This window comes from Devosia sp. T2-14, assembly GCF_055397495.1.
Genome location: NZ_AP027921.1, coordinates 1366951 through 1386352 on the forward strand (window position 1 = coordinate 1366951; position 19402 = coordinate 1386352).

Annotated in this window: 23 protein-coding genes; 9 read left to right on the top strand and 14 right to left on the bottom strand. The window is 65.0% G+C overall.

Features of this window, described 5'->3' with window-relative positions; translation table 11 throughout:
* Window positions 1-80 precede the first annotated feature (80 nt).
* Genes queG through ACZ5WT_RS06790 form a run of 3 tightly spaced genes read left to right on the top strand, consistent with a single transcriptional unit; the run spans window position 81 to window position 2736 of the window.
* Complete coding sequence (gene queG, locus ACZ5WT_RS06780) at window positions 81-1220, top strand: tRNA epoxyqueuosine(34) reductase QueG (RefSeq protein WP_464286612.1); 1140 nt, start codon at window positions 81-83, stop codon at window positions 1218-1220.
* Complete coding sequence (locus ACZ5WT_RS06785) at window positions 1217-2086, top strand: SDR family oxidoreductase (RefSeq protein ID WP_464286613.1); 870 nt, start codon at window positions 1217-1219, stop codon at window positions 2084-2086. The genes queG and ACZ5WT_RS06785 overlap by 4 nt, the downstream gene beginning before the upstream one ends.
* Window positions 2083-2736 (top strand): GNAT family N-acetyltransferase, encoded by a 654-nt coding sequence (locus ACZ5WT_RS06790; RefSeq protein WP_464286614.1) that lies wholly within the window; start codon window positions 2083-2085, stop codon window positions 2734-2736. The genes ACZ5WT_RS06785 and ACZ5WT_RS06790 overlap by 4 nt, the downstream gene beginning before the upstream one ends.
* Here ACZ5WT_RS06790 and ACZ5WT_RS06795 read toward each other — a convergent pair.
* Window positions 2733-3512 carry an alpha/beta hydrolase gene (locus ACZ5WT_RS06795; RefSeq protein ID WP_464286615.1) on the bottom strand — a complete coding sequence of 260 codons (780 nt, stop codon included), beginning with the start codon at window positions 3510-3512 and terminating at the stop codon, window positions 2733-2735. The two genes, ACZ5WT_RS06790 and ACZ5WT_RS06795, sit on opposite strands and share 4 nt — an antisense overlap.
* A gap of 178 nt (window positions 3513-3690) precedes the next feature.
* Between ACZ5WT_RS06795 and infC the strand changes: the two genes are divergently transcribed.
* A complete protein-coding gene (gene infC, locus ACZ5WT_RS06800; protein WP_464287160.1) occupies window positions 3691-4227 on the top strand; it encodes a translation initiation factor IF-3 in 537 nt (178 codons plus the stop codon).
* 149 nt (window positions 4228-4376) lie between these two features.
* On the opposite strand, the gene ACZ5WT_RS06805 is transcribed toward infC, so the two are convergent.
* Entirely contained in the window at window positions 4377-5006 is a 630-nt protein-coding gene (locus ACZ5WT_RS06805) for an NADPH-dependent F420 reductase (RefSeq protein WP_464286616.1), read from the bottom strand.
* 104 nt (window positions 5007-5110) lie between these two features.
* Here ACZ5WT_RS06805 and ACZ5WT_RS06810 point away from each other — a divergent pair, with 104 nt between their 5' ends.
* Complete coding sequence (locus ACZ5WT_RS06810) at window positions 5111-5995, top strand: LysR family transcriptional regulator (RefSeq protein WP_464286617.1); 885 nt, start codon at window positions 5111-5113, stop codon at window positions 5993-5995.
* Between the two features lie 227 nt (window positions 5996-6222).
* On the opposite strand, the gene ACZ5WT_RS06815 is transcribed toward ACZ5WT_RS06810, so the two are convergent.
* The 5 genes from ACZ5WT_RS06815 to irrA form a co-directional block, all read right to left on the bottom strand.
* Window positions 6223-7116 carry a ribokinase gene (locus ACZ5WT_RS06815; protein ID WP_464286618.1) on the bottom strand — a complete coding sequence of 298 codons (894 nt, stop codon included), beginning with the start codon at window positions 7114-7116 and terminating at the stop codon, window positions 6223-6225.
* A 20-nt stretch (window positions 7117-7136) separates the two neighbouring features.
* Complete coding sequence (locus tag ACZ5WT_RS06820) at window positions 7137-7664, bottom strand: DUF1697 domain-containing protein (RefSeq protein WP_464286619.1); 528 nt, start codon at window positions 7662-7664, stop codon at window positions 7137-7139.
* Window positions 7661-8257, bottom strand: coding sequence for a YdeI/OmpD-associated family protein (locus ACZ5WT_RS06825; protein WP_464286620.1), 597 nt, complete (start codon window positions 8255-8257; stop codon window positions 7661-7663). Before ACZ5WT_RS06825 ends, ACZ5WT_RS06820 begins: the two co-directional genes overlap by 4 nt.
* Before the next feature lie 3 nt (window positions 8258-8260).
* On the bottom strand, window positions 8261-9097 hold the full coding sequence (locus tag ACZ5WT_RS06830; RefSeq protein ID WP_464286621.1) for an arylamine N-acetyltransferase family protein: 837 nt from the start codon (window positions 9095-9097) through the stop codon (window positions 8261-8263).
* Between the two features lie 199 nt (window positions 9098-9296).
* On the bottom strand, window positions 9297-9674 hold the full coding sequence (gene irrA, locus ACZ5WT_RS06835; RefSeq protein ID WP_464286622.1) for an iron response transcriptional regulator IrrA: 378 nt from the start codon (window positions 9672-9674) through the stop codon (window positions 9297-9299).
* 251 nt (window positions 9675-9925) lie between these two features.
* On the opposite strand from irrA, the gene fabA reads away from it, so the two are divergent.
* Together fabA and fabB are read left to right on the top strand one after the other, a co-directional pair.
* Window positions 9926-10456, top strand: a complete 531-nt coding sequence (gene fabA, locus ACZ5WT_RS06840; protein ID WP_464286623.1) for a 3-hydroxyacyl-[acyl-carrier-protein] dehydratase FabA — start codon at window positions 9926-9928, stop codon at window positions 10454-10456.
* A gap of 90 nt (window positions 10457-10546) precedes the next feature.
* Window positions 10547-11776 (top strand): beta-ketoacyl-ACP synthase I, encoded by a 1230-nt coding sequence (gene fabB, locus ACZ5WT_RS06845; protein ID WP_464286624.1) that lies wholly within the window; start codon window positions 10547-10549, stop codon window positions 11774-11776.
* Window positions 11777-11916: 140 nt separating this feature from the next.
* Here fabB and ACZ5WT_RS06850 read toward each other — a convergent pair whose 3' ends face one another.
* The 7 genes from ACZ5WT_RS06850 to ubiE all read right to left on the bottom strand — a co-directional run bounded on the left by ACZ5WT_RS06850 (window position 11917) and on the right by ubiE (window position 17366).
* Entirely contained in the window at window positions 11917-12639 is a 723-nt protein-coding gene (locus ACZ5WT_RS06850; protein ID WP_464286625.1) for a HesA/MoeB/ThiF family protein, read from the bottom strand.
* Window positions 12629-13312: a DUF2259 domain-containing protein gene (locus ACZ5WT_RS06855; RefSeq protein ID WP_464287161.1), complete on the bottom strand. Its 684-nt coding sequence runs from the start codon at window positions 13310-13312 to the stop codon at window positions 12629-12631. The genes ACZ5WT_RS06850 and ACZ5WT_RS06855 overlap by 11 nt, the downstream gene beginning before the upstream one ends.
* A gap of 13 nt (window positions 13313-13325) precedes the next feature.
* Window positions 13326-13787 carry a dUTP diphosphatase gene (gene dut, locus ACZ5WT_RS06860; RefSeq protein ID WP_464286626.1) on the bottom strand — a complete coding sequence of 154 codons (462 nt, stop codon included), beginning with the start codon at window positions 13785-13787 and terminating at the stop codon, window positions 13326-13328.
* The gene (locus ACZ5WT_RS06865; protein ID WP_464286627.1) at window positions 13787-14380 is read right to left on the bottom strand and encodes a hypothetical protein; all 594 of its coding nucleotides are present in this window, start codon (window positions 14378-14380) and stop codon (window positions 13787-13789) included. Before ACZ5WT_RS06865 ends, dut begins: the two co-directional genes overlap by 1 nt.
* The gene (locus ACZ5WT_RS06870) at window positions 14380-14970 is read right to left on the bottom strand and encodes a hypothetical protein (protein WP_464286628.1); all 591 of its coding nucleotides are present in this window, start codon (window positions 14968-14970) and stop codon (window positions 14380-14382) included. Before ACZ5WT_RS06870 ends, ACZ5WT_RS06865 begins: the two co-directional genes overlap by 1 nt.
* Window positions 14971-15035: 65 nt before the next feature.
* Entirely contained in the window at window positions 15036-16598 is a 1563-nt protein-coding gene (gene ubiB / locus ACZ5WT_RS06875) for a 2-polyprenylphenol 6-hydroxylase (RefSeq protein WP_464286629.1), read from the bottom strand.
* A gap of 3 nt (window positions 16599-16601) precedes the next feature.
* Window positions 16602-17366: a bifunctional demethylmenaquinone methyltransferase/2-methoxy-6-polyprenyl-1,4-benzoquinol methylase UbiE gene (gene ubiE / locus ACZ5WT_RS06880; RefSeq protein WP_464286630.1), complete on the bottom strand. Its 765-nt coding sequence runs from the start codon at window positions 17364-17366 to the stop codon at window positions 16602-16604.
* Between the two features lie 100 nt (window positions 17367-17466).
* Here ubiE and mutM point away from each other — a divergent pair, with 100 nt between their 5' ends.
* Together mutM and rpsT are read left to right on the top strand one after the other, a co-directional pair.
* Window positions 17467-18354, top strand: coding sequence for a bifunctional DNA-formamidopyrimidine glycosylase/DNA-(apurinic or apyrimidinic site) lyase (mutM, locus tag ACZ5WT_RS06885; RefSeq protein ID WP_464286631.1), 888 nt, complete (start codon window positions 17467-17469; stop codon window positions 18352-18354).
* Window positions 18355-18755: 401 nt separating this feature from the next.
* Window positions 18756-19022 (top strand): 30S ribosomal protein S20, encoded by a 267-nt coding sequence (gene rpsT / locus ACZ5WT_RS06890; protein ID WP_464286632.1) that lies wholly within the window; start codon window positions 18756-18758, stop codon window positions 19020-19022.
* The last annotated feature ends 380 nt before the right edge of the window (window positions 19023-19402 follow it).

The window sequence follows — 19402 nt, forward strand, 5'->3', positions numbered from 1 at the left end:
CTGTGCCTGTCGAAGGACGAGGTCGTGACGAGATCGGCGAGCCCGGCCTCGTGGTTCGACAGGCTCTCCATGAGGTCCCATTGGTCACCGCAGCGACATTGCCGGTCGAAAAGCTCGTTGCCGAGCTGAAAGCCCGCGCTACTGCGCTGGGCTTTGACAGCTTTGGCATCGCGGCGGCCGATGCGCGCCCCGACCTGCCCGAAAAGCTGGCGGCGGCGCTCGAAGCGGGCTGGCATGGCGATATGGACTGGATGGCCGAAACCGCCGAACGGCGCGCCAGCCCGCATGGCCTGTGGCCGCAGGCCCGCTCGGTCATCGTCCTGGGCATCAATTACGGGCCGCAATCGGACCCCCTGGCCATCCTCGGCGAAAAGTCGCTCGGCACCATCTCGGTCTATGCCCGCAATCGCGACTATCACGAGATCATCAAGGGCAAGCTCAAGGAGCTGGCCGGCCTGCTGGCGCGCCGATCGGGCGCGGAGGTCAAGGTCTTCGTCGATACCGCTCCACTGATGGAAAAGCCGATGGCCGAGGCGGCGGGCCTGGGCTGGCAGGGCAAGCATACTGTCGTCGTCAGCCGCGAATTCGGCTCCTGGCTGTTTCTGGGTGCCATTCTGACCTCGGCCGAGCTGCCGATCGACAAGCCGCATGCCGAAAGCTGCGGCTCCTGCACGCGTTGCCTCGATATCTGCCCGACCAAGGCCTTCCCCGCGCCCTTCCAGCTCGATGCGCGGCGCTGCCTTGCCTACCTCAGCGTCGAGCATAAGGGTCCCATACCGCTCGAATTCCGCGCGCCCATGGGCAATCGCATCTATGGGTGCGACGATTGCCTGGCCGTCTGCCCCTGGAACAAGTTCGCTTCGGTGAGCCGCGAGGCGCGCCTGTTGGCGCGGCCCGAACTGGAGCGACCGGCCCTCGCCGATCTGGTGCAGCTCGATGATGCAGCGTTCCGCGCCTTCTTTGCCGGCTCGCCCATCAAACGCATCGGCCTGGCGCGGTTCCTGCGCAACGTGCTCGTGGCCATCGGCAATTCGGGAGACGCGACCATGCTGCCCCTGGTTGAAGCACGGCTCGGCCATGAGGATAGCCTGGTGCGCGGCGCGGCGATCTGGGCCTTGCGGCGACTGGCGCCGGCGCGCGCCGATGCGCTGCGCCTTGCCTATGAGGCGCAGGAAAGCGATAGCTCTGTGGCAGCGGAATGGACGGTGAAGCACCCATGAACGGATTTTTCTTTGGCCTCGGCTATTCCTCGCAGGCGGCTGCCGAGCGTATGCAGGCCTCGGGCCACTATGGCTTTGTCGGCGGCACCGTGCGCAGCCCCGAAAAGCTCGAGGCGCTGCGGGCCCGCAGGCTGCACGCCCACCTGTTCGACGGCACCGCGCCCGGCCCGACCCTGGGCGGCGATCTGCGCGATTCCAGCCATGTGGTGTTTTCCATTGCCCCGGGTGCCGATGGCGATCCGGCTCTGCTGCATCATCGGGCTGATCTCGATGCGGCGGCGGGGCTCGAATGGCTCTGCTATTATTCGACGGTCGGGGTTTATGGCGATTTCGGCGGCGACTGGATCGACGAAACCGCGCCACTGGTGCCGCGCAACGAGCGCAGCGACCGCCGCGTGCTCGCCGAACAGGCCTGGCGCGACTATGCCGAGCGGCGCGGCGTGCCGCTGACCATCCTGCGCCTGGCCGGTATCTATGGCCCCGGCCGCTCCACCTTCGACAAGCTCGCCGATGGCACGGCGCGCCGGGTGGTCAAGCCCGGGCAGGTGTTCAACCGCATCCATGTCGCTGATATCGGCCGGGTGACCGCGCTGGCCGCCGAGGCGCGGCTGAATGGCACCTTCAACCTCGCCGATGACGAGCCCGCGCCCCCGCAGGACCTGGTGACCCATGCCGCGGCCCTGCTGGGCATGGCGCCGCCGCCGGAGGTTCCGTTCGACACTGCCGAAATGACCCCGATGCAGCGCAGCTTCTATGCCGACAACAAGCGCGTTTCCAATGCCGCTATCAAGCAGGCGCTGGGGATCGAGCTGCTCTATCCCACTTATCGCCACGGCCTTGCGGCCATCCATGAGGCCCAGAAATGACCGTGCAGTCTGCCAAGTCCGCGCCCCAGCCCATCCTGCTCGAGGGCCGCTATGTCCGGCTCGAGCCGCTGGACCGGCTGCATGCGCCAGGCCTGCTCGCCGCCTCGATCGTCGAGGGTGGTCCGGAACGCTATCGCTGGCTTTTCGAGCATGCGCCGCAGACCCTGCAGGATGTCGAGCAGTGGATCGAGAAGGTCAATTCCGGTCCCGACCGCTATGTGGCGGTGGTCGATCGTGCCACCGGCCGCGTCGTCGGCCGGCAGGGCTGGCTGCGCATTTTCCCCGAACATGCCTCGATCGAAATCGGCGGCGTTTACTGGGGTCTCGCCATGGCGCGCACGCCGCTTGCCACCGAGGCGCTCTACCTGTTCGCTCGCCACGCCTTCGACGATCTCGGCTATCGGCGCTTCGAGTGGAAGTGCAACGACCGCAACGAGCCCTCCAAGGCCGCCGCGCGCCGCTTCGGCTTCCAGTATGAAGGCCTGTTCCGGCAGGACCGCATCGTCAAGGGCGAGAGCCGCGACACCGCCTGGTTCTCGATCATCGATGGCGAATGGCCGGCCCTGCGTGCCGAATACGAGCGCTGGCTCTCATCCGATAATTTTGATGCTGACGGAATGCAGAAGACCCGGCTGGTGACGGCGGCCTAGTTCGGTTCCACCAGCCGCAGCACCGCCTCGCGCAGCTGCACCAGGTCCTGCTCGCGGCTCAGGCGATGGTCCCCATCGGGGATCAGCGTCAGCGTCACCGGATCGTGCAGGATATGCGTCACCAGCTTGATGGCATGGGCCTGCGGCACGTCCACATCCCTGCCGCCTTGCAGGATGGTGACCGGGCAACCCGTTTCGATGACCCCGCCAAACAGCAGGTGCTGCGCCCCATCCTCGATGAGCGCCCGGGTGATGCGATAGGGTGTTTCCGAATACTGGCTGGGCCGGTCGACATAGCCGACATTCTGCAGCGACTCATGCTCCTCGGGCGAGAAGTCCGGCAGCATCAGCGCGTGAGTCATGTCAGGGGCCGGGGCGATCAGCACCATGCCAAGCGGGCGCTCGCCGCGGACCAGCAGCTTGCGGGCCAGCAGCAGCGCCAGCCAGCCGCCCATCGACGAGCCGACGATGATCTGCGGCCCCTTGGTGGTGGCGAACACCGCTTCGGCCTCTTCGAGCCAGCGGCTGATGGTGCCATGGTTGAATTCGCCGCCCGATACGCCATGCCCCGAATAGTCGAACCGCGTCACGGCGAGGCCCCGCTCGGCGCCCAGCGCGTCGAGCGCCATCGCCTTGCTGCCCATCATGTCCGAGCGGAAGCCGCCCAGCCAGAACAGGCCCGGGTTGCCGCCGGCCCGCTTCTGCACGGCGATTTCGCGGGCCTGGGGGCCCGTGCCAAGGGTGATGCGGTCGCTCTCAATCTGTGCTATGCTCATCGAACTACTCGGGCTGGAAACCAGCGGTTTGGCCTGGCAAATCCGTTAGGGACTTGCGGCGCGTCTCTAAGGCGCAACAGGCCGGATTTTCTGGCGTTTGCCAGTTGACTTATCGTCCGCGTAACACGATTTTATGCCCGATTTCACCGGTTGGCTTAATAATACAAGGATCCCCGCCATTCGTCGTCCCATGAGACCCGTCGCGCCCCAGAAAGATGGGCCGCTCTCTAATGAAGATATCACCAGCCCCGATGTGCAACTCATCGATGCTGAAGGCGAAAATCGCGGGATCGTCAACACCCGCGCTGCCCTCGCAGAAGCCCAGGAACAGGGCCTCGACCTTGTCCTGATCTCTCCCAATGCCAACCCTCCGGTCGCCAAGATGCTCGACCTGGGGCGGTTCAAGTACGCCGCGCAGAAAAAAGCTGCCGAGACGCGCAAGAAGCAGAAGGTGATCGAGGTCAAGGAAGTCCAGATGCGTCCGAATATCGACACGCATGACTACCAGACCAAGATGAAGGCCGTGCAGCGCTTCCTCGATGATGGCGATCGCGTCAAGGTGACGCTGCGCTTCCGTGGCCGCGAAATGGCGCACCAGGACATCGGCATGCAGCTGCTGCTCAAGGTCCGCGCCGAAACCGAAGCCGTGGCCAAGGTCGAAAGCCAGCCCCGCTCGGAAGGCCGCCAGATGGTCATGGTGCTGGCGCCCAAATAAGGCAGCCGCATCACCACAAGAAAAGGGCAGGTCCACCGGACCTGCCCTTTTTGTTTTTGGTCTACTGCAAGTTTGCGGCCCCTAACTCACCCACCCACGGCGCTGTTCCCGGACAGCGCTGGTGTTTCGAGGAGATCTGGCTCCAATAACTAGGCGGCCAGCTTGGTCCAGTTCGGGGCAATGGCGGTGCCGCGGCCCAGGCCATAGCCGAAGCGGATGTTCAGCATGCCCAGCGGTTCGAGCAGGCGTGCCGCGTCGATCCCGCCGGTGGCTTCCACGGCAAACCCGGCCTGCTTGACCAGTTCGGCGACGCTGGCGACGGCAGCCTCGTCATTGCCGGCCACGAAGACCGGTACTTCGGTCGTCTGGGCGGAGGGCAGGTCGAACACCGAGGCAAAGATCGTGTTGAACGCCTTGACCACCTTGGCGCTGGGCGCAGCGGCCTGCAGTTCTTCGGCGGCCGAGGTCGAGTGCCCGATGGCCAGGCCCGAGAAGTCGGGTTTCACCGGATTGGAAATGTCGACCAGGATCTTGCCTTCCAGTGCCGGGTTGGCAGCGGCGGCGAGCGCGGCGTCATAGGGCAGGGCCAGGATCACGATGTCGGCGCGGGCAATGGCAGCCTCCTGGTCCACCACGGCGACGCCGGCGGGCAGGGTGGCGGCAAAGGCGGTGGCAGCGGCGCTGTCGCGCGAGGCGAGCACCAGTTCGGTCTTGCCGGCGAGGCGCTTGGCAATGCCCTTGCCCATATTGCCCAGGCCGATGATTGCTGTGGTGGTCATCTGAAGTCTCCGTGGTGTTCGGTTGCGATGACCAACAGATGCCCTTCTTCCATTGAAAAGAGAATTGCATGGATATGCGCTTCATAATTGCATAACGATATCGAATGGCTGATCTCGAAGACCTGCGCACCTTCATCGCCGCCGCCCGCATCGGCAGTTTTGCCAAGGCGGCGCGCCAGCTGAACCTGTCGCCCGCCATGGTGGGCCGGCGCATCCAGACCCTGGAGCAGCGTTTTGGGGCCAAGCTGATCGAGCGGACCACGCGCAGCCAGCACCTCACCGAAACCGGACAGGAATTCCTGCGTCGCGCCGAGGCGGTGATCGACGCCGCCGGCGCGCTGGAGGAGATTTCGGCATCAAGTGCCCTCACCGGACGCATCCGGCTCACCGCGCCCACCACCATCGGCATCCGCCGGCTGCCCGCGGTCATCGCCCGCTTCACCGCCGCCCATCCCGGCATCATCTTTGAAATGAACCTCACCGACCGGCGCGTCGACCTGGTGGCCGAAGGCTATGACCTGGCGGTGCGCATCGGAGAATTGCCGTCTTCCGCCATGGTGGCGCGGCGCATCGGCACCTATCGCTTTGCCTGTTGCGCGGCGCCCGATTTCCTCGCGCGGCACGGCACGCCGCGCCATCCCGGCGATCTCGAACGCGCGCGCTGCATTCTCAATCTCAACCTGGTGCCGCGCAATCGCTGGACCTTTGTCGATGCGGCAGGCGCGCCGGTCACCGTCGACGTGCAGGGCGGCATCGAGATCGACAATGGCGAAGCCCAGCGCGCCATGGCCATCGACGGCGCCGGTATCGTCTACCTGCCGCTCGATCTGGTGGGCGATGACCTGGCCAGCGGCGCCCTGGTGCAGATCCTGGGCGACTGGTCCCTGCCCACCTTGCCCATCCACACCCTCCACCCCTCGCGCCACCTGGTCCCCCGGCGGGTCAGCGCCTTCATCGACGCCGTGGCGGAAGGGCTGCGCGAGGCTTGAGGCCCTTCACGTGTCCTTGCACACCGGCGCTGCCCCCGGACTTGATCCGGGGGCCTCTCGGTTCGTTCGCGCCGCTCATGGCCCGCGGATCAAGTCCGCGGGCAGCATCGGTGTTTGTTTGTCTCTCTGGATGACCACAACCGATCCAGTCGTCTCCCTCCCCTGGGTGGGGAGGGATCAAGGGTGGGGGCGGGAGCCCGGATATCGTGGCCCTCAACGCGAGGCCGCTACGCCATCGCCTCCGCCACGGCGTCCGCCCGCGGAATGGCCGGCTGCGCGCCCGGATTGAGGCAAGCCAGACTTGCCGCCACTGCCGCGCGCTTCATCGCCGCTTCCAGGTCGAGCCCCGCATCCAGTCCCGCCGCCAGATATCCGCAGAACGTGTCGCCGGCACCCACCGTATCCACCGGCTTCACCTTCAGCGCCGGCACGGCAATCGCCTTGCCATCGGCCGTCACGGCGCGGGCGCCGTCGCCCCCCAGGGTCACGATTACGGTCTGCTGGTGCGTTTTGGCCCAGTCCGCCATGGCGGCATCCAGCTCGTCGATGCTGCGCCCGGTCAGCAGCGCAAATTCGGTTTCATTGGCGATCAGGATTGCGGCCTTGGGCGCCACGTCGCGGGTGCTGTCGAGGAAGGGCGCGGTGTTGAGGATCGAAACGATGCCCTGCGCCTTGGCCAGTTCCAGCGCCCGCACCGTGGCCTCCTGCGGAATTTCCTGCTGCAGCAGCATCACGCCGCCAGTGCGCCCCGCAAGCGCCGTGTCGGCATCGGCCGCCGTCATCTTGCCATTGGCGCCGGGCAGCACGGCGATGACGTTCTCGCCCGCTGTATCGACAAAGATCATGGCAATGCCGGTGGCTCCGCCCACTACCTTGAGCGCGCTGAGATCGACGCCATCAGCCCTAAGCAGTTCCAGCGCCAGCCCGGCAAAGGCATCGGCGCCCACTGCCGAAATATGGCGCACCTCGGCCCCGGCGCGGCGGGCAGCCAGCGCCTGGTTGGCGCCCTTGCCACCGGCCGCCATCGAAAACGTGCCGCCGGCCACGGTTTCCCCTGGCATGGGTAGGCGGCTGACAGTGCCGACCTGATCGAGATTGGTCGAGCCGAAGACGGTAATCATAGAAGTCTCTCTCCCGCCGCTTATGGTGCGGCTTTCAATACGGTGTTCCAGTTGCGTGAGGTCCAGAGGCTTTGCTTGCCGAAGTGCTTCCAGACCTGTTCCATGCCCAGGCCATAGCGGCCGCTGGGCAGGCGATGGGCGATCATGCAGATCTCGCGATCCGTGAGCGCCACCACCTCGAAATCCCCCTCGATCCCGCAGGGCATGGGCAGCGTGTGCGCCTCGGCCTCGGCGAGAAAGGTGACATAGAGCTTGGTATCGGCGTCCTCGCGCAGGCCCTTGAACGGGTCGGCAGCAACCAGCGCCCCAATCTCGTCCTGCGTCCGCAGCACGGTGCCCACGTCAAAGCCGAAAGCGGCCTCCAGCGCCGCCTCGATATCGCCCCGCCGCACCGCTTCGGGTTCGGCGTCAAACAGCACATTGCCGCTGGCCAGCAGCGTTTTGACATTGGCAAAGCCCATGGCCTCGAAAGCAGCCTTCAGCGCCTCGCTCTTGACCTGGCGCTTGCCCAGATTGACCCCGCGCAGCAGGGCGAGATGGCGGGTCATTTCGGCGGCTTCTGCGGATAGATGGTCTCGCCGCGTTCCAGCATTTCGACAAACTGGGTGACCTTGCGGGCGCGGGCCGCTTCGGTCTTGAGCCCATGCACCCGAAACGTCAGGGCAAACCGGTTCTGCGCCGTCAGCCCGTCATAAGTTTTTTGCGCGGTTGGGCTCGCGGCAATGGCGGCCACCAGTTCGGCGGGCGGCTCCATCTTGGTGTCATAGGCCGCATCCCAGCGCCCGTCGGCCTTGGCTGCCGCCACATGGCGCAGGCCATGCTCGGTCATCCGGCCATTCTCGATCAGCTTGGCGACATTGTCGCGGTTGATCTGGCTCCACACCGATTTGGCGCGACGCGGGCAATAGCGCTGCACGAACGAGACATCGTCCCAGCTCTTTTTGATGGCGTCGATCCAGCCCCAGCACAGCACCACCTCGATGGCTTCTACCGGCGTGATGGTTGGCGTGCCCGAGCTCTTCTTGAAGATGCGGATCCAGATTTCGTCGGCTTTGTCGTGATTGGCGGCAAGCCAGTCATAAAAGGCGTCGGCGGTGGCGAATTCGGCAAGCTTGGCAGGATCGACAACCACAGGGGCCATGGCTCAGCTTTCCGCAGGGCTCACGCGCGCCACGATGGCTTCGAGCTTGGGATCGAGCAGGTCGGTCGCCGGCAGGTCGAGCCCGAATTCGCCGGTCAGCACCTCGCGCAGTTCGGCCACGGTGCCGAGCAGCCGTCCCACCGAAGGCTGGCCTTCAGTGTGGATCGTGAAGCGGTTGTCGCGCAGGGCGAGGCGCCGGCCCGCCGGCGACAGGGCCACGCGCAATTCCTGGCGGAACGGGGATTCGGGGTCGGTCGACAGGCGCGTATTGGCCGCCGCATAGTCTGCCATCGTGGCTTCGGCGGTGGTGAAGGCATAAAGCGGCCGCCAGGCCTCTTCGATCCGCGCTTCGAGCCGCCATTCGGGGGACCCGCCGGTGAGGCGGAACACGCCATGGGGCGTCACCTGCTCCACATCCGGCTTGAGCTTGAGCGGGGCGGTCAGCGTCAGCCCGCCAAAACCGGCATCGGCGATATAGTTCGCGCCGCCGATCTCGACCGAAAGCAGCATATGGGTCGCCGGATTGTCGGTAGCGTCGGGCTTGGACCACAGCACGCGTGCGGCCAGCCCCTTCACGGCATAGTCGAGCTCGGCCAGCACGGCCATCAGCAGCAGGTTATGCTCGTAGCAATAGCCGCCGCGCTTCTCCCACAGCAGCTTCTTTTCGATGTCGCGCAATTCCAGCGAGACCGGCAGGCCCAGCAGCGGATTGAGGTTTTCGAAGGGGATAACGGCTGGGTGCAGCGCGTGGATGGTCTCGAGGGTCGCCAAGGTCGGGGCGATGGATCCGGCGAAGCCGATTCGCTCGAAGTAGCCGTTAAGATTGACCTTTTGACCCATTAGCCGCCCTTGCTGCTGTTTCCCAAGGCCGCAATATGGGCGATGCAGGCGCCACTGTCACCGCCGCGAATGCTGATTTTTCCGACCCAGGGGGCTGGACACCGCGCCGGTTTTCCCGCCAACGCCCGGCCAGAAGCGCGGATTTTGGCGCGCAATCGGCCGCGCGCCCACTACGTTTCGGTTTGCGCTGGTGCAAGCGTCAGGCTTGCGCCCGGCGCACGCGGATCACCACGTCGACATGGCTCACCACCATCCCCTTGGGGGCGTCGGGGAGCGAGGCGAATTCCACCGAAGTGGCGGGGATGTCGATCATCCGCTGCTCGTCTTCGACGTAGAAGTGGTGGTGGTCGGACGTATCGGTATCGAAATAGGAGCGCGAGGCATCAACGGCCACTTCGCGCAGCAGGCCCGCTTCGTGGAACTGGTGCAGCGTGTTGTAGATGGTGGCCAGCGACACATTCACATGCGCCTCGGAAGCCTCGCCATGCAGCTGTTCAGCGCTGACATGGCGGTGCGGTCCGCCAAACAGCAGTTCGGCGAGAGCAACGCGTTGACGGGTCGGGCGAAGACCGGCCATGCGAAGAACTGCGGTGAGGCAGGGCTTGCGCGAAGGGTGGGACCGGGCGGTCTGAGTGCGATCTGTCATTGGGTCCTTGAGCACGAAAGGGCCGGAAATACTGTGTTCCTTATAGCCATCGCACAAAGTTCATACAAGCAGCCCGGCTATTTCGCCGCTTCTTGTGAGCCGAATGGTCAACTAGCGCCCGCTTGACCCTCTTCCCCCGCCCCTATACGAGACGAAACGACTGGTTAACCGAGGTATCAGCCATGGCCGAACGGCAAAACGCATTTGGGTACGAGGAACTTCTGGCCCATGGCCGTGGCGAGCTGCCGGGGCAGGGCGATGCACGCCTGCCCGCGCCGCCCATGCTGATGTTTGATCGCATCACCCATATCGACGAGACCGGCGGCGAATTCGGCAAGGGCATGGTCCGCGCCGAACTCGACGTGAACCCCGATCTCTGGTTCTTCAAATGCCACTTCATCGGCGATCCGGTAATGCCCGGCTGCCTTGGTCTTGATGCCGTGTGGCAGATGACCGGCTTTTTCCTCAGCTGGATCGGCCAGCCCGGCCGTGGTCGCGCCCTGGGTGGCGAGATCAAGTTCACCGGCCAGGTGACTGACGACGTCAAGCTGGTGGAATACGGCATCGACCTCAAGCGCGTGATGAAGGGCCGCCTGACGCTCGGCATCGCCGATGGCTGGGTCAAGGCCGATGGCAAGGTGATCTATGAAGCCAAGGACCTGCGGGTCGGGCTGTTTACCGAAGCCCAGATGAACGAGCAAAAGACCGCCTGAGCCTAGCGCTCAGCGTACCAATACCCAAATAACGACAAGAGGTGCCAGAGGCAGCAGGTACCCTACAGTTTCGACGGAGCTAGGCATATTATGAGACGAGTAGTCGTCACCGGCATGGGCATCATTTCCTCAATCGGCAATACGCTGGATGAGGTCACCGCAAGCCTTCTCGCCGCAAAGCCCGGGATCGTTGCTGCACCGGACTATGCCGAACTGGGCTTCCGCAGCCAGGTCAAGGGCGATCCGCGCCTGGACCCGTTTGAGCTTCTCGATCGCCGCGTCACCCGCTTCATGGGAAAGGGCGCGGCGTGGAACTACCTCGCCATGCAGCAGGCCATTGCCGATGCGGGTCTCGAGGAATCCGATATTTCCAATCCGCGCACCGGCATCGTCATGGGCTCGGGCGGCGCATCGACCCGCACCATCGTCGAGGCGGCAGACGTGACCCGCGAAAAGCTCAGCCCCAAGCGCATCGGGCCGCTGGCCGTGCCCAAGGCCATGGGCTCCACCGCTTCGGCCACCCTGGCGACCGCCTTCGGCATCAAGGGCGTCAACTACACCATCACCGCCGCCTGCGCGACGTCCAAGCATTGCATCGGCAATGGCATGGAACAGATCATGCTGGGCAAGCAGGATATCGTGTTTGCCGGTGGCCACGAGGATCTGGACTGGACCCTCTCCAACCTGTTCGACGCCATGGGCGCCATGAGCTCGCGCTATAACGAGACGCCCGAACTGGCCTCGCGCTGCTACGACGCCAACCGCGACGGCTTCGTCATTTCGGGCGGCGCCGGCGTGCTGGTGCTGGAGGAATACGAACACGCCAAGGCACGCGGCGCCAAGATCTGGGCCGAGCTGATCGGCTATGGCGCGACGTCCGACGGCCTCGACATGGTCGCCCCCTCGGGCGAAGGCGCCGAGCGCTGCATGCGCATGGCTCTGGCCAACGTCAAAGAGAAGGTCGACTACATCAACCCGCACGCCACCTCGACGCCTGTGGGCGATCTCAAGGAGATCGAGGCAATCCGCGCGCTGTTCGGCAATGAAGACAAGTGCCCGCCCATCTCGGCGACCAAGTCGCTAACCGGCCACAGCCAGGGCGCCACCGGCGTGCATGAATCGATCTATTCGATCCTGATGATGAAGAACCGCTTCATCGCCCAGAGCGCCAATATCGAGACCCTCGACCCGGCCTTTGCCGACATGCCCATCCTGCGCCAGCGCCGCGACAACGTCGATCTGGGCGTGGTCCTGTCCAACTCCTTCGGCTTCGGCGGCACCAACGCCGCCCTGGTCTTCAAGCATCCTGATCTGATCTAGGGGCGGGCCTGACGGCCCCTCTCCATCCTACCCACCGCGCGGTCCCTCCCCCTCGAGGGGGAGGCTAGGAGGGGGTGTTGAGAGCCCCCACTATCGGGGCCAACCTCTCCTGCAAGGGGGGAGGTCACCGAGAACGCCCCCTAATACAAAAACTCCGAAAACCGCGCATCGCGGCCGTCATAGATCAGCACGCGGCCGATTAGCGGCTCGCCGATTCCGGTGATCACCTTGATGGCTTCCATGGCCATCAGCGTGCCGACCACCCCCGTCAGCGGCCCCAAAATCCCGGTGGCCTCGCAGCTCGGCAGATCCGCATCGTCGGCCTCCTCGGGATAGAGCGCCGCAAAGCCCGGTCCGCCCGGCGCGAACACAGTCACCTGCCCGTCAAACATCGATACCGCCCCAGACACCAGCGGAATGCCGCGCGCCGCAGCTGCCCCTGCCACGATTCGGCGCGTCGCCAGATTGTCGGTGCCGTCGAGCACGAGATCATATCCGGCCATGATCCCGGCCACATTCCCCGCATCGAGCCGCACGTCATGCGGCACCACGGCGACATGCGGATTGAGCGCCCCGGCGAAGTCCCCGGCGCTCGCCACCTTGCTGCGGCCGATCCCGGCGGTGCTGTGTAGCACCTGCCGCTGCAGGTTCGACAGTGAAACGCTGTCATTGTCGATAATGCCCAGCGTACCGACGCCCGCCGCCGCGAGATAGGCGATCACCGGGCTGCCCAGGCCGCCCGCGCCAACCACCAGCACTCGCGCCTGCTTCAGCGCCTGCTGGCCGGCCCCGCCCATGCCCTTGAGCACGAGGTGCCGGGCATAGCGGCGTGTTTCTTCAGGCGATAGCGGCTCACTGGCCAAGGGGAACTGCCAGGAAGCGCCGGTCCGGGCCCTCGAAGCCAAAGGGATAGACCGAGATCAGCGCCACGCCGTTTTCGACCGACCAGCCGGGAAACGGCGCCGCGACGCCATAAATGCGATAGGCCAGCGCGCAGCCGCGCGAGCTGGGCAGGCGCGTGTCGCGTTGCAGTTCTTTGCCGTCAAGGCTCAGGGCAAAGCCCAAAATCTCGCTATCGGTATAGCCCTGGCATTGCGCGCTCGGCAGCGGGAAGGTCTCGAGCGAGAGCTGGTGATCGCCCTGCACGCTGCCGGGGCCCGAATAGCCCACGGCGGCAAAGCGCAGCGCCGATCCATCGGCCTCGGGCACACCATCGCCGATCACGGCGAGGAACTCGGCCGGTTCGCGGATGGCGTGCTTGTCGCCGAGCGGGGCGAATTGTTCCATCGCCTGGCCCCGGATGGCATGCAGCGACAACTCTTCATTGTCCGCCTGCACCTTGATCGGCGTGCCCGCGACCCAGCGGTCATTTTCGAGATCAATGAGATAGATGGAAGAATAGGCAAAGCCCGAGCCGTCCTGCACCCCGAATTCCTCGAAGGCAAAATAGCGCCCGTCTTCGGAATAGCCGATCAAGTCGATGGCCGCCCGGTCACCCGCCAAAGCCGGGACCATGGTTGCGGCAAGCGCAACCATCACGGACAGGAACCTAGTGGCCAGTTGAGCCAAAACCGTTGGCGCCGCGTTCGGTGTCATCAAGATTGTCCTCCAGCCTGAATTCAACGGCGATCACCGGGGCGACCACCATCTGGGCGATCCGGTCGCCGCGCCGGATGATGAAGTCATCGTCACCCAGATTGATCAGCGGCACCATCACCTCGCCGCGATAATCGGCATCCACCGTGCCCGGGGCGTTGAGCACGGTCACGCCATATTTCACCGCCAGCCCCGAACGCGGCCGCACCTGCGCCTCAAAGCCAACGGGCAGCGCCATGGCAAAGCCGGTCGGCACCAGCAGGCGCTTGCCCGGCGCCAGCACCACGTTTTCCCCGGCCGGAAAGGCCGCCACGAGGTCCATGCCCGCCGCACCGGCAGTCTGCTGGCGCGGCACCGCAAGGCCCGCCCCATGGGGCAGCCAGCGCAGGGCAATGCTCAGCGGTGTTTCAGTCATCATTGCACCCGTACCACGGCATAGAATTCGTTCGGCAATGCGACGCCGCCCTGTATCAGGTCAAACACCGTCAGGACCTGCTCGGCCGTCGTGTTGTCGACGACACTCGCCAGGTTCGTCTCGACGATGTCGCGGCCCACCACGCGCAGCGTGATCGCATTGCCGCCCACGGGGGCTTCTGCCGGCGGTGCTGCCTCTGCGGCGAGTTCGGTCAGGCCGGTAAGCTCGGCGAGAATGGCGGGAAAGAAGGCGATGCGCACCTCTCCCTTGCCGGTCGCGCTATAGACCAGCGCGCCCTGCTCCTCGGCGGTGAGCTCCACGAGGGAACCCTGCGAGACCGTGACGCAGGTGCTGCCGCCGTCTGCCGTGTCGGCCAGCTCGCCTTCGCCGCACCAGGCCGCTCCCGGCCCATAGAGCAGCTCGGCCTGTGCGAGCAGCGCCTTGATCTCGGCGTCGACGGCAACCGTCACGGTTTGCCGCGCTTCGGTTTCGCTCTGCACCGCGATTTCGACATCATAGGACATGAAACCACACAGGACGCTGCCCAGCGACAGGATGCCGGCCAGCCGTGCGATCGAATGGGCTCCCGTCATCACCGTACCCGCACCACGGCAAAGTACTCGGTCGGCAGCACGGTCTCGGTGTTGATCAGGTCCATGAACGGAATCACCGCTTCGGCGGCGCGCCGGTCGCCCGAAATCGTCATGTTGGACTCGGTGACCTCGATGCCGGAAAAGCGGATGGTGATGGTGTTGTCGGCAAAGAAGGCCTCCATCATCGCGCGCGACTCGTCGTCGATCTGCTCGTCCATGCCCGCTTCGCCGCGCAAGTCTTCGAGCGGCAGCGATACCCGCACCAGCCCGGCACCGGCCGGGGTGAAGCTGATGGAATTGTCGTCCGTGGAAATGTTGAGATCGGCAAAGGCGCCCTCTTCGGTCACCATGCAGGTGGCCGAGCCGTCGGCAGCTTCGGTCAGCTCGCCCTCGGCGCAGAACTCTTCGCCGCCTTCCGCGCCGCCCTGCTTGACCATGGCATAGAAGTCCGGGCCCATGGTCTGCGTCATGGTCACCTTGGCCGTGGTCTCGCTGGTCAGCGCCACGTCGACCGTGGCGTCGATGCAGCCTGCTAGCGTCGCGCCCAGCCACAGCGTGGCGGCCAGTTTACCCAGATTGATGACGTTCATTTCGCACTCTCCCCACAGTCGCGCCTCCTTGTGGTAGGACGCCGCTGCCCCGGCGGCAAGCCTGGCTAGGCCAGCCCGCCGCCCAGGGTGAGCTTGTAGAGAATGACCAGCAGCGTCACGCAGCCCAGCCCCATCAGCGCCATCATCAGGTTGCGCATCATGCGGTCCGAGCGCGGCTGCTTGTTGGCGTGATAATCCGCCAGCGCCAGTTCGGCCTGCGCGATGATCACCGGCAGGCGCCCCGCGGCTTCGGCGGCGGTGGTGAAGTGATCCCTAATATCCTCGAGCCGCCCCAGCGGACCGGCTTCCTTGCGCAGCCAGTCGCCCACCACCGGCTCGGCCACGGTCCAGATATCGAGATGGGGATCGAGTGCGCGCGCGACGCCCTCCACCAGCACCATGCTCTTCTGCAGCAGCACCAGCTCGGGCCGCGTCTGCATCGAGAACAGGTCGGTGATGGCAAACAGCTGCCCCAGCACCTTGGCCATCGAGATATCGGCGGCGGTGCGCCCATGCAGCGGTTCGCCGATGGAGCGGATGGCCAGCGCGAAATCGTCGACCGACTGGTCCTTGGGCACATAGCCAATGTCGAAATGGCGCTGCGCCACGAGGCGGTAGTTGCGGGTGATGAAGCCGTAAAGGATGTCGGCAAGGAAGCGGCGTTCCTTCCGGTTGATCCGCCCCATAATGCCGAAGTCGACCGCGATGACGTCGCCCGTCCTGGCATCGGCGAACAGGTTCCCCGGATGCATGTCGGCGTGAAAGAACCCGTCGCGGATGGCGTGGCGCAAAAAGCTCTGCAGCAGCTTGGCGGCCAGCGCCTTGCGGTCCACTCCCGCCGCATCGAGCGCGGCGTGGTCGCGGATCGGAATGCCATCGACCCAGCTGGTTGTCAGCACATTCTGCGCCACATGGTCCCAGCTCACGGTGGGAATGACGAAGCCGCTGTCATCCTTGATATTCTCGGCCATTTCCGAGATGGCCGCCGCTTCCAGCCGCAGGTCGAGTTCGAGCTTGGCCGAGCGGTCGAGCGTTTCCACCACTTCGGTGGGGCGCAGGCGCTGGGTGGATTTGACGAAGCGCTCGGCCAGCCCCGCCGCCGCATAGAAGCTCTCGATATCGGACATGAAGCGGTCTTCGACGCCCGGCCGCAGCACCTTGACGGCAACGGTCTGCGCCGTCCCATTGCCCGGCCGCAGCCGCGCCATATGCACCTGCGCGATCGAGGCGGCGGCGATGGGGGCGCTGAGCTCGGTCAGCTGCTCGGCCTTGGGGCCCAGCGCGCCTTCGAGAATGCCCGGCACCAGCTTGGCGTCGAACGGGTCCATCTTGTCCTGCAGGCCCGCCAGGTCATGGGCGATCTGCGGGCCCACCACGTCGGGGCGCGTCGCCAGCACCTGGCCGAATTTCACATAGGTCGGCCCCAGCCGGTTCAGCGCCTTGTTGAGCCGTTCGACATGGCCGGTGCGGCGCACGCTGGGCCGCTCGATCAGCCGTCCCAGCCAGATCCCGGCCTTGACCGGGGCGAGGGCGGGCGGCAGGTCCTTGGCCGAAACGATGGAGAGGGCGCCTTCGCGCGCCAGCACATAGCCCGCACCGATCAGGCGGAAGTAGGACGAGATCCCCATGCCTTAGAGCTTCCAGCCAGAAAACAGCGTCGCGATATTGCCGGTATAGGAGGTGAACTTGGCGCGCTTGAAGCCCGCCTCGGTCAGCATGCCGGTAAAGGCCGGCGGCGCGGGGAACTTGCGGATCGATTCGATGAAATACTGGTAGGGCTGGGAATCCCCGGTCACCACCCGGCCCATGGGCGGGATCACGCGGTCCGAGTAGAGCTTGTAGAACGTGTCCAGTACCGGCACGTCGACCTGCGAGAACTCCAGCACCAGGATACGCCCGCCGCGCTTGAGCACCCGATGGGCCTCGTTCAGCGCCTTCTGGATGCGCGGCACGTTGCGGATGCCGAAGGCGATCGTATAGGCGTCAAAGCTGTTGTCCTCGAAGGGCAGCTCCTCGGCATTGGCTTCGACGAAACTCGCCTGCGCCGGATAGCGCCAGGTCTTGGCCCGGTCCGCGCCCACGCGCAGCATGTCGGCATTGATGTCCGATACCACCACTTCGGCATAGCCCACCGAGGCATTGATGATGCGCATGCCGATGTCGCCGGTGCCGCCTGCCATGTCGAGCACCCGATAGGGGCGGGTGCCGGCCTTGGGCGGCGCAAGCTCGCTGACCATGGCGTCCTTCCAGAGGCGGTGCACGCCTCCGCTCATCAGGTCGTTCATCAGGTCATAGCGATCGGCAACGTTGTGGAACACGGCATTGACCATGCCCTGCTTGTCGTCCATGGCCACGGTCTGCTCGCCGAAATGAGTGGTCTCGCGCGCCTCGGTCATGGCATTGCTCGCTTTGCTGTTCGATCGGCGCGCACCATATCCAAGCGCGCCCGGCTTTGCCATGGCGCAAAGCGGCACAGGTAAAGGAGTTTTGTGTCCGATGCCCGAATTACCCGAGGTCGAAACCGTCCGTCGCGGGCTCGAGCCCTGGCTGGTGGGCGCGCGCATCGACAAGGTGGTGCTCAACCGCCCTAATCTGCGCTTCCCCTTCCCCGAGGGGCTGGCCGCCGCGCTGGAGGGCAACTCGATCGTTTCGGTCGGCCGCCGCGCCAAATATCTGCTGATCACCCTGTCGAGCGGCAGTACCGTGCTCAGCCATCTGGGCATGACCGGCTCCTGGCGCTTTGCCGAGCACGGCATTGACAAGCCGCCCCGCTATTACGAGGCGGGCACCGAGCCCAAACATGATCACATGGTCTGGGACATCTTCCACCCTGCCCATGGCCACAGCCACCTGATCTATGCCGATCCCCGCCGCTTTGGCTTTATCGACCTCTATGCCGATCTCGCCGACAGCCCTTACCTGCAGGGTCTTGGCCCCGAACCGCTCGGCAATGACTTCAATGCCGGGGAAATGGCCGATAAATTCACCGGCAAGAAGACCCCGATCAAGGCGGCGCTGCTCGATCAGCGTGTCGTGGCCGGGCTGGGCAATATCTATGTCGCCGAGGCGCTGCACCGCAGCCACATCCTGCCCACCGTGCTGGCGGGCTCGTTGGTCACCGCAAAGGGCAAGCCGAAAGCCGCGCTCGAAGACCTCGCCTATGCCGTGCGCCAGGTGCTCACCGAAGCCATCGAAGTGGGCGGCTCCACCCTGCGCGATTTCCGCAATGCCGAAGGCGGCTCGGGATACTTCCAGCACAACTTCGCCGTCTACGATCGAGAGGGCGATCCCTGTCCCACCCCGCTCTGCACCGGCACCATCCAGCGCATCGTCCAATCCGGCCGCTCCACCTTCTTCTGCCCGGTGTGCCAGAAGCAGCCTTAGCCGGTCGCACACGGTTTTCGGATGCCTCTCTATCCCAGCCACTCGGCGCTGCCCCCGGACTTGATCCGGGGGCCTCTCCTCACCAACGCCGAGTGGCAGATGGTCCGCGGATCGAGCCCGCCGGCAGCGCCAGTGCGTATTCACGATGAGGTCCAGTAGCCCTCATGGTGAGGTGCGCCTCTTTAGCGCCTCGAACCACGGCGGCGTGCCCCAATCACGCCTCCCGCCGCATGCCTTCCATGCCGACACTGGCTTCCCCCTGAATCCAGTTGACGCTCCCCCGCCTTTCCCCTATACCCCGGCCAACTTGGCGGCACTTGATAGGCCGCCGGATTTCATTTCACCCCGGACGCCTGCGCTTTTCATGCGTTGACGGCTGGTTGGACGCCAAGAGGACCCTTATGGCCAATACGCCGTCAGCCAAGAAGGCTACCCGCAAGATCGAAGCCCGCACCGCGGTCAACAAGTCGCGCCGCTCGCGCGTGCGCACCTTCATCCGCAAGGTTGAAGAAGCCATCCTGACTGGCGATCATGCTGTTGCCATGGCTGCTCTCAAGGCTGCTGAGCCCGAGATCCATCGCGCCGCTCAGAAGGGCATCGTTCATGCCAATCTGGCCGACCGCAAGGTCAGCCGCCTCAACCACCGCGTCAAGGCTCTCAGCGCCTGATTGACGCCGGTGCGGCGCCTTTGAGGGCGCTGTCTGGAAATTGGAACTGGGCTCCGCGAGGGGCCCATTTTCTTTGGTACGTCAGGCAAAGGTTTTTCCGGCCTGCCTGCGTCTGCCCCAGAATGTGACACCAAAGCGACGAAACGCCACGGTTTGTCATCACACTTGTTTCTTTAGTAACGCCAGAGCTTTACGATAGAGTAGGAAGCAGTTCCCACAGTCGTCGGCCTTGCCGTGGCAACAAAGTCAGGTGGAGACAGAAATATTATTTTTACGATCTCGTCCCCCATCGCGAAGGGATTCTGCCTTGAGTCACAGGCTCTTGGTTTGATGGGTCCAGGTGGGGTCGGGAGGGCAAAAAAGACATCCTCGGAGTCAAG

Excerpts from the sequence above, each read along its gene's own strand:
- ACZ5WT_RS06785 (WP_464286613.1), top strand. The coding sequence starts at position 1,217 with ATGAACGGATTTTTCTTTGGCCTCGGCTATTCCTCGCAGGCGGCTGCC.
- ACZ5WT_RS06790 (WP_464286614.1), top strand. The coding sequence starts at position 2,083 with ATGACCGTGCAGTCTGCCAAGTCCGCGCCCCAGCCCATCCTGCTCGAG.
- ACZ5WT_RS06795 (WP_464286615.1), bottom strand. The coding sequence starts at position 3,512 with ATGAGCATAGCACAGATTGAGAGCGACCGCATCACCCTTGGCACGGGC.
- ACZ5WT_RS06805 (WP_464286616.1), bottom strand. The coding sequence starts at position 5,006 with ATGACCACCACAGCAATCATCGGCCTGGGCAATATGGGCAAGGGCATT.
- ACZ5WT_RS06810 (WP_464286617.1), top strand. The coding sequence starts at position 5,111 with ATGGCTGATCTCGAAGACCTGCGCACCTTCATCGCCGCCGCCCGCATC.
- ACZ5WT_RS06815 (WP_464286618.1), bottom strand. The coding sequence starts at position 7,116 with ATGATTACCGTCTTCGGCTCGACCAATCTCGATCAGGTCGGCACTGTC.
- ACZ5WT_RS06820 (WP_464286619.1), bottom strand. The coding sequence starts at position 7,664 with ATGACCCGCCATCTCGCCCTGCTGCGCGGGGTCAATCTGGGCAAGCGC.
- ACZ5WT_RS06825 (WP_464286620.1), bottom strand. The coding sequence starts at position 8,257 with ATGGCCCCTGTGGTTGTCGATCCTGCCAAGCTTGCCGAATTCGCCACC.
- ACZ5WT_RS06830 (WP_464286621.1), bottom strand. The coding sequence starts at position 9,097 with ATGGGTCAAAAGGTCAATCTTAACGGCTACTTCGAGCGAATCGGCTTC.
- irrA (WP_464286622.1), bottom strand. The coding sequence starts at position 9,674 with ATGGCCGGTCTTCGCCCGACCCGTCAACGCGTTGCTCTCGCCGAACTG.
- fabA (WP_464286623.1), top strand. The coding sequence starts at position 9,926 with ATGGCCGAACGGCAAAACGCATTTGGGTACGAGGAACTTCTGGCCCAT.
- fabB (WP_464286624.1), top strand. The coding sequence starts at position 10,547 with ATGAGACGAGTAGTCGTCACCGGCATGGGCATCATTTCCTCAATCGGC.
- ACZ5WT_RS06855 (WP_464287161.1), bottom strand. The coding sequence starts at position 13,312 with ATGGTTGCGCTTGCCGCAACCATGGTCCCGGCTTTGGCGGGTGACCGG.
- dut (WP_464286626.1), bottom strand. The coding sequence starts at position 13,787 with ATGACTGAAACACCGCTGAGCATTGCCCTGCGCTGGCTGCCCCATGGG.
- ACZ5WT_RS06865 (WP_464286627.1), bottom strand. The coding sequence starts at position 14,380 with ATGACGGGAGCCCATTCGATCGCACGGCTGGCCGGCATCCTGTCGCTG.
- ACZ5WT_RS06870 (WP_464286628.1), bottom strand. The coding sequence starts at position 14,970 with ATGAACGTCATCAATCTGGGTAAACTGGCCGCCACGCTGTGGCTGGGC.
- ubiB (WP_464286629.1), bottom strand. The coding sequence starts at position 16,598 with ATGGGGATCTCGTCCTACTTCCGCCTGATCGGTGCGGGCTATGTGCTG.
- ubiE (WP_464286630.1), bottom strand. The coding sequence starts at position 17,366 with ATGACCGAGGCGCGCGAGACCACTCATTTCGGCGAGCAGACCGTGGCC.
- mutM (WP_464286631.1), top strand. The coding sequence starts at position 17,467 with ATGCCCGAATTACCCGAGGTCGAAACCGTCCGTCGCGGGCTCGAGCCC.
- rpsT (WP_464286632.1), top strand. The coding sequence starts at position 18,756 with ATGGCCAATACGCCGTCAGCCAAGAAGGCTACCCGCAAGATCGAAGCC.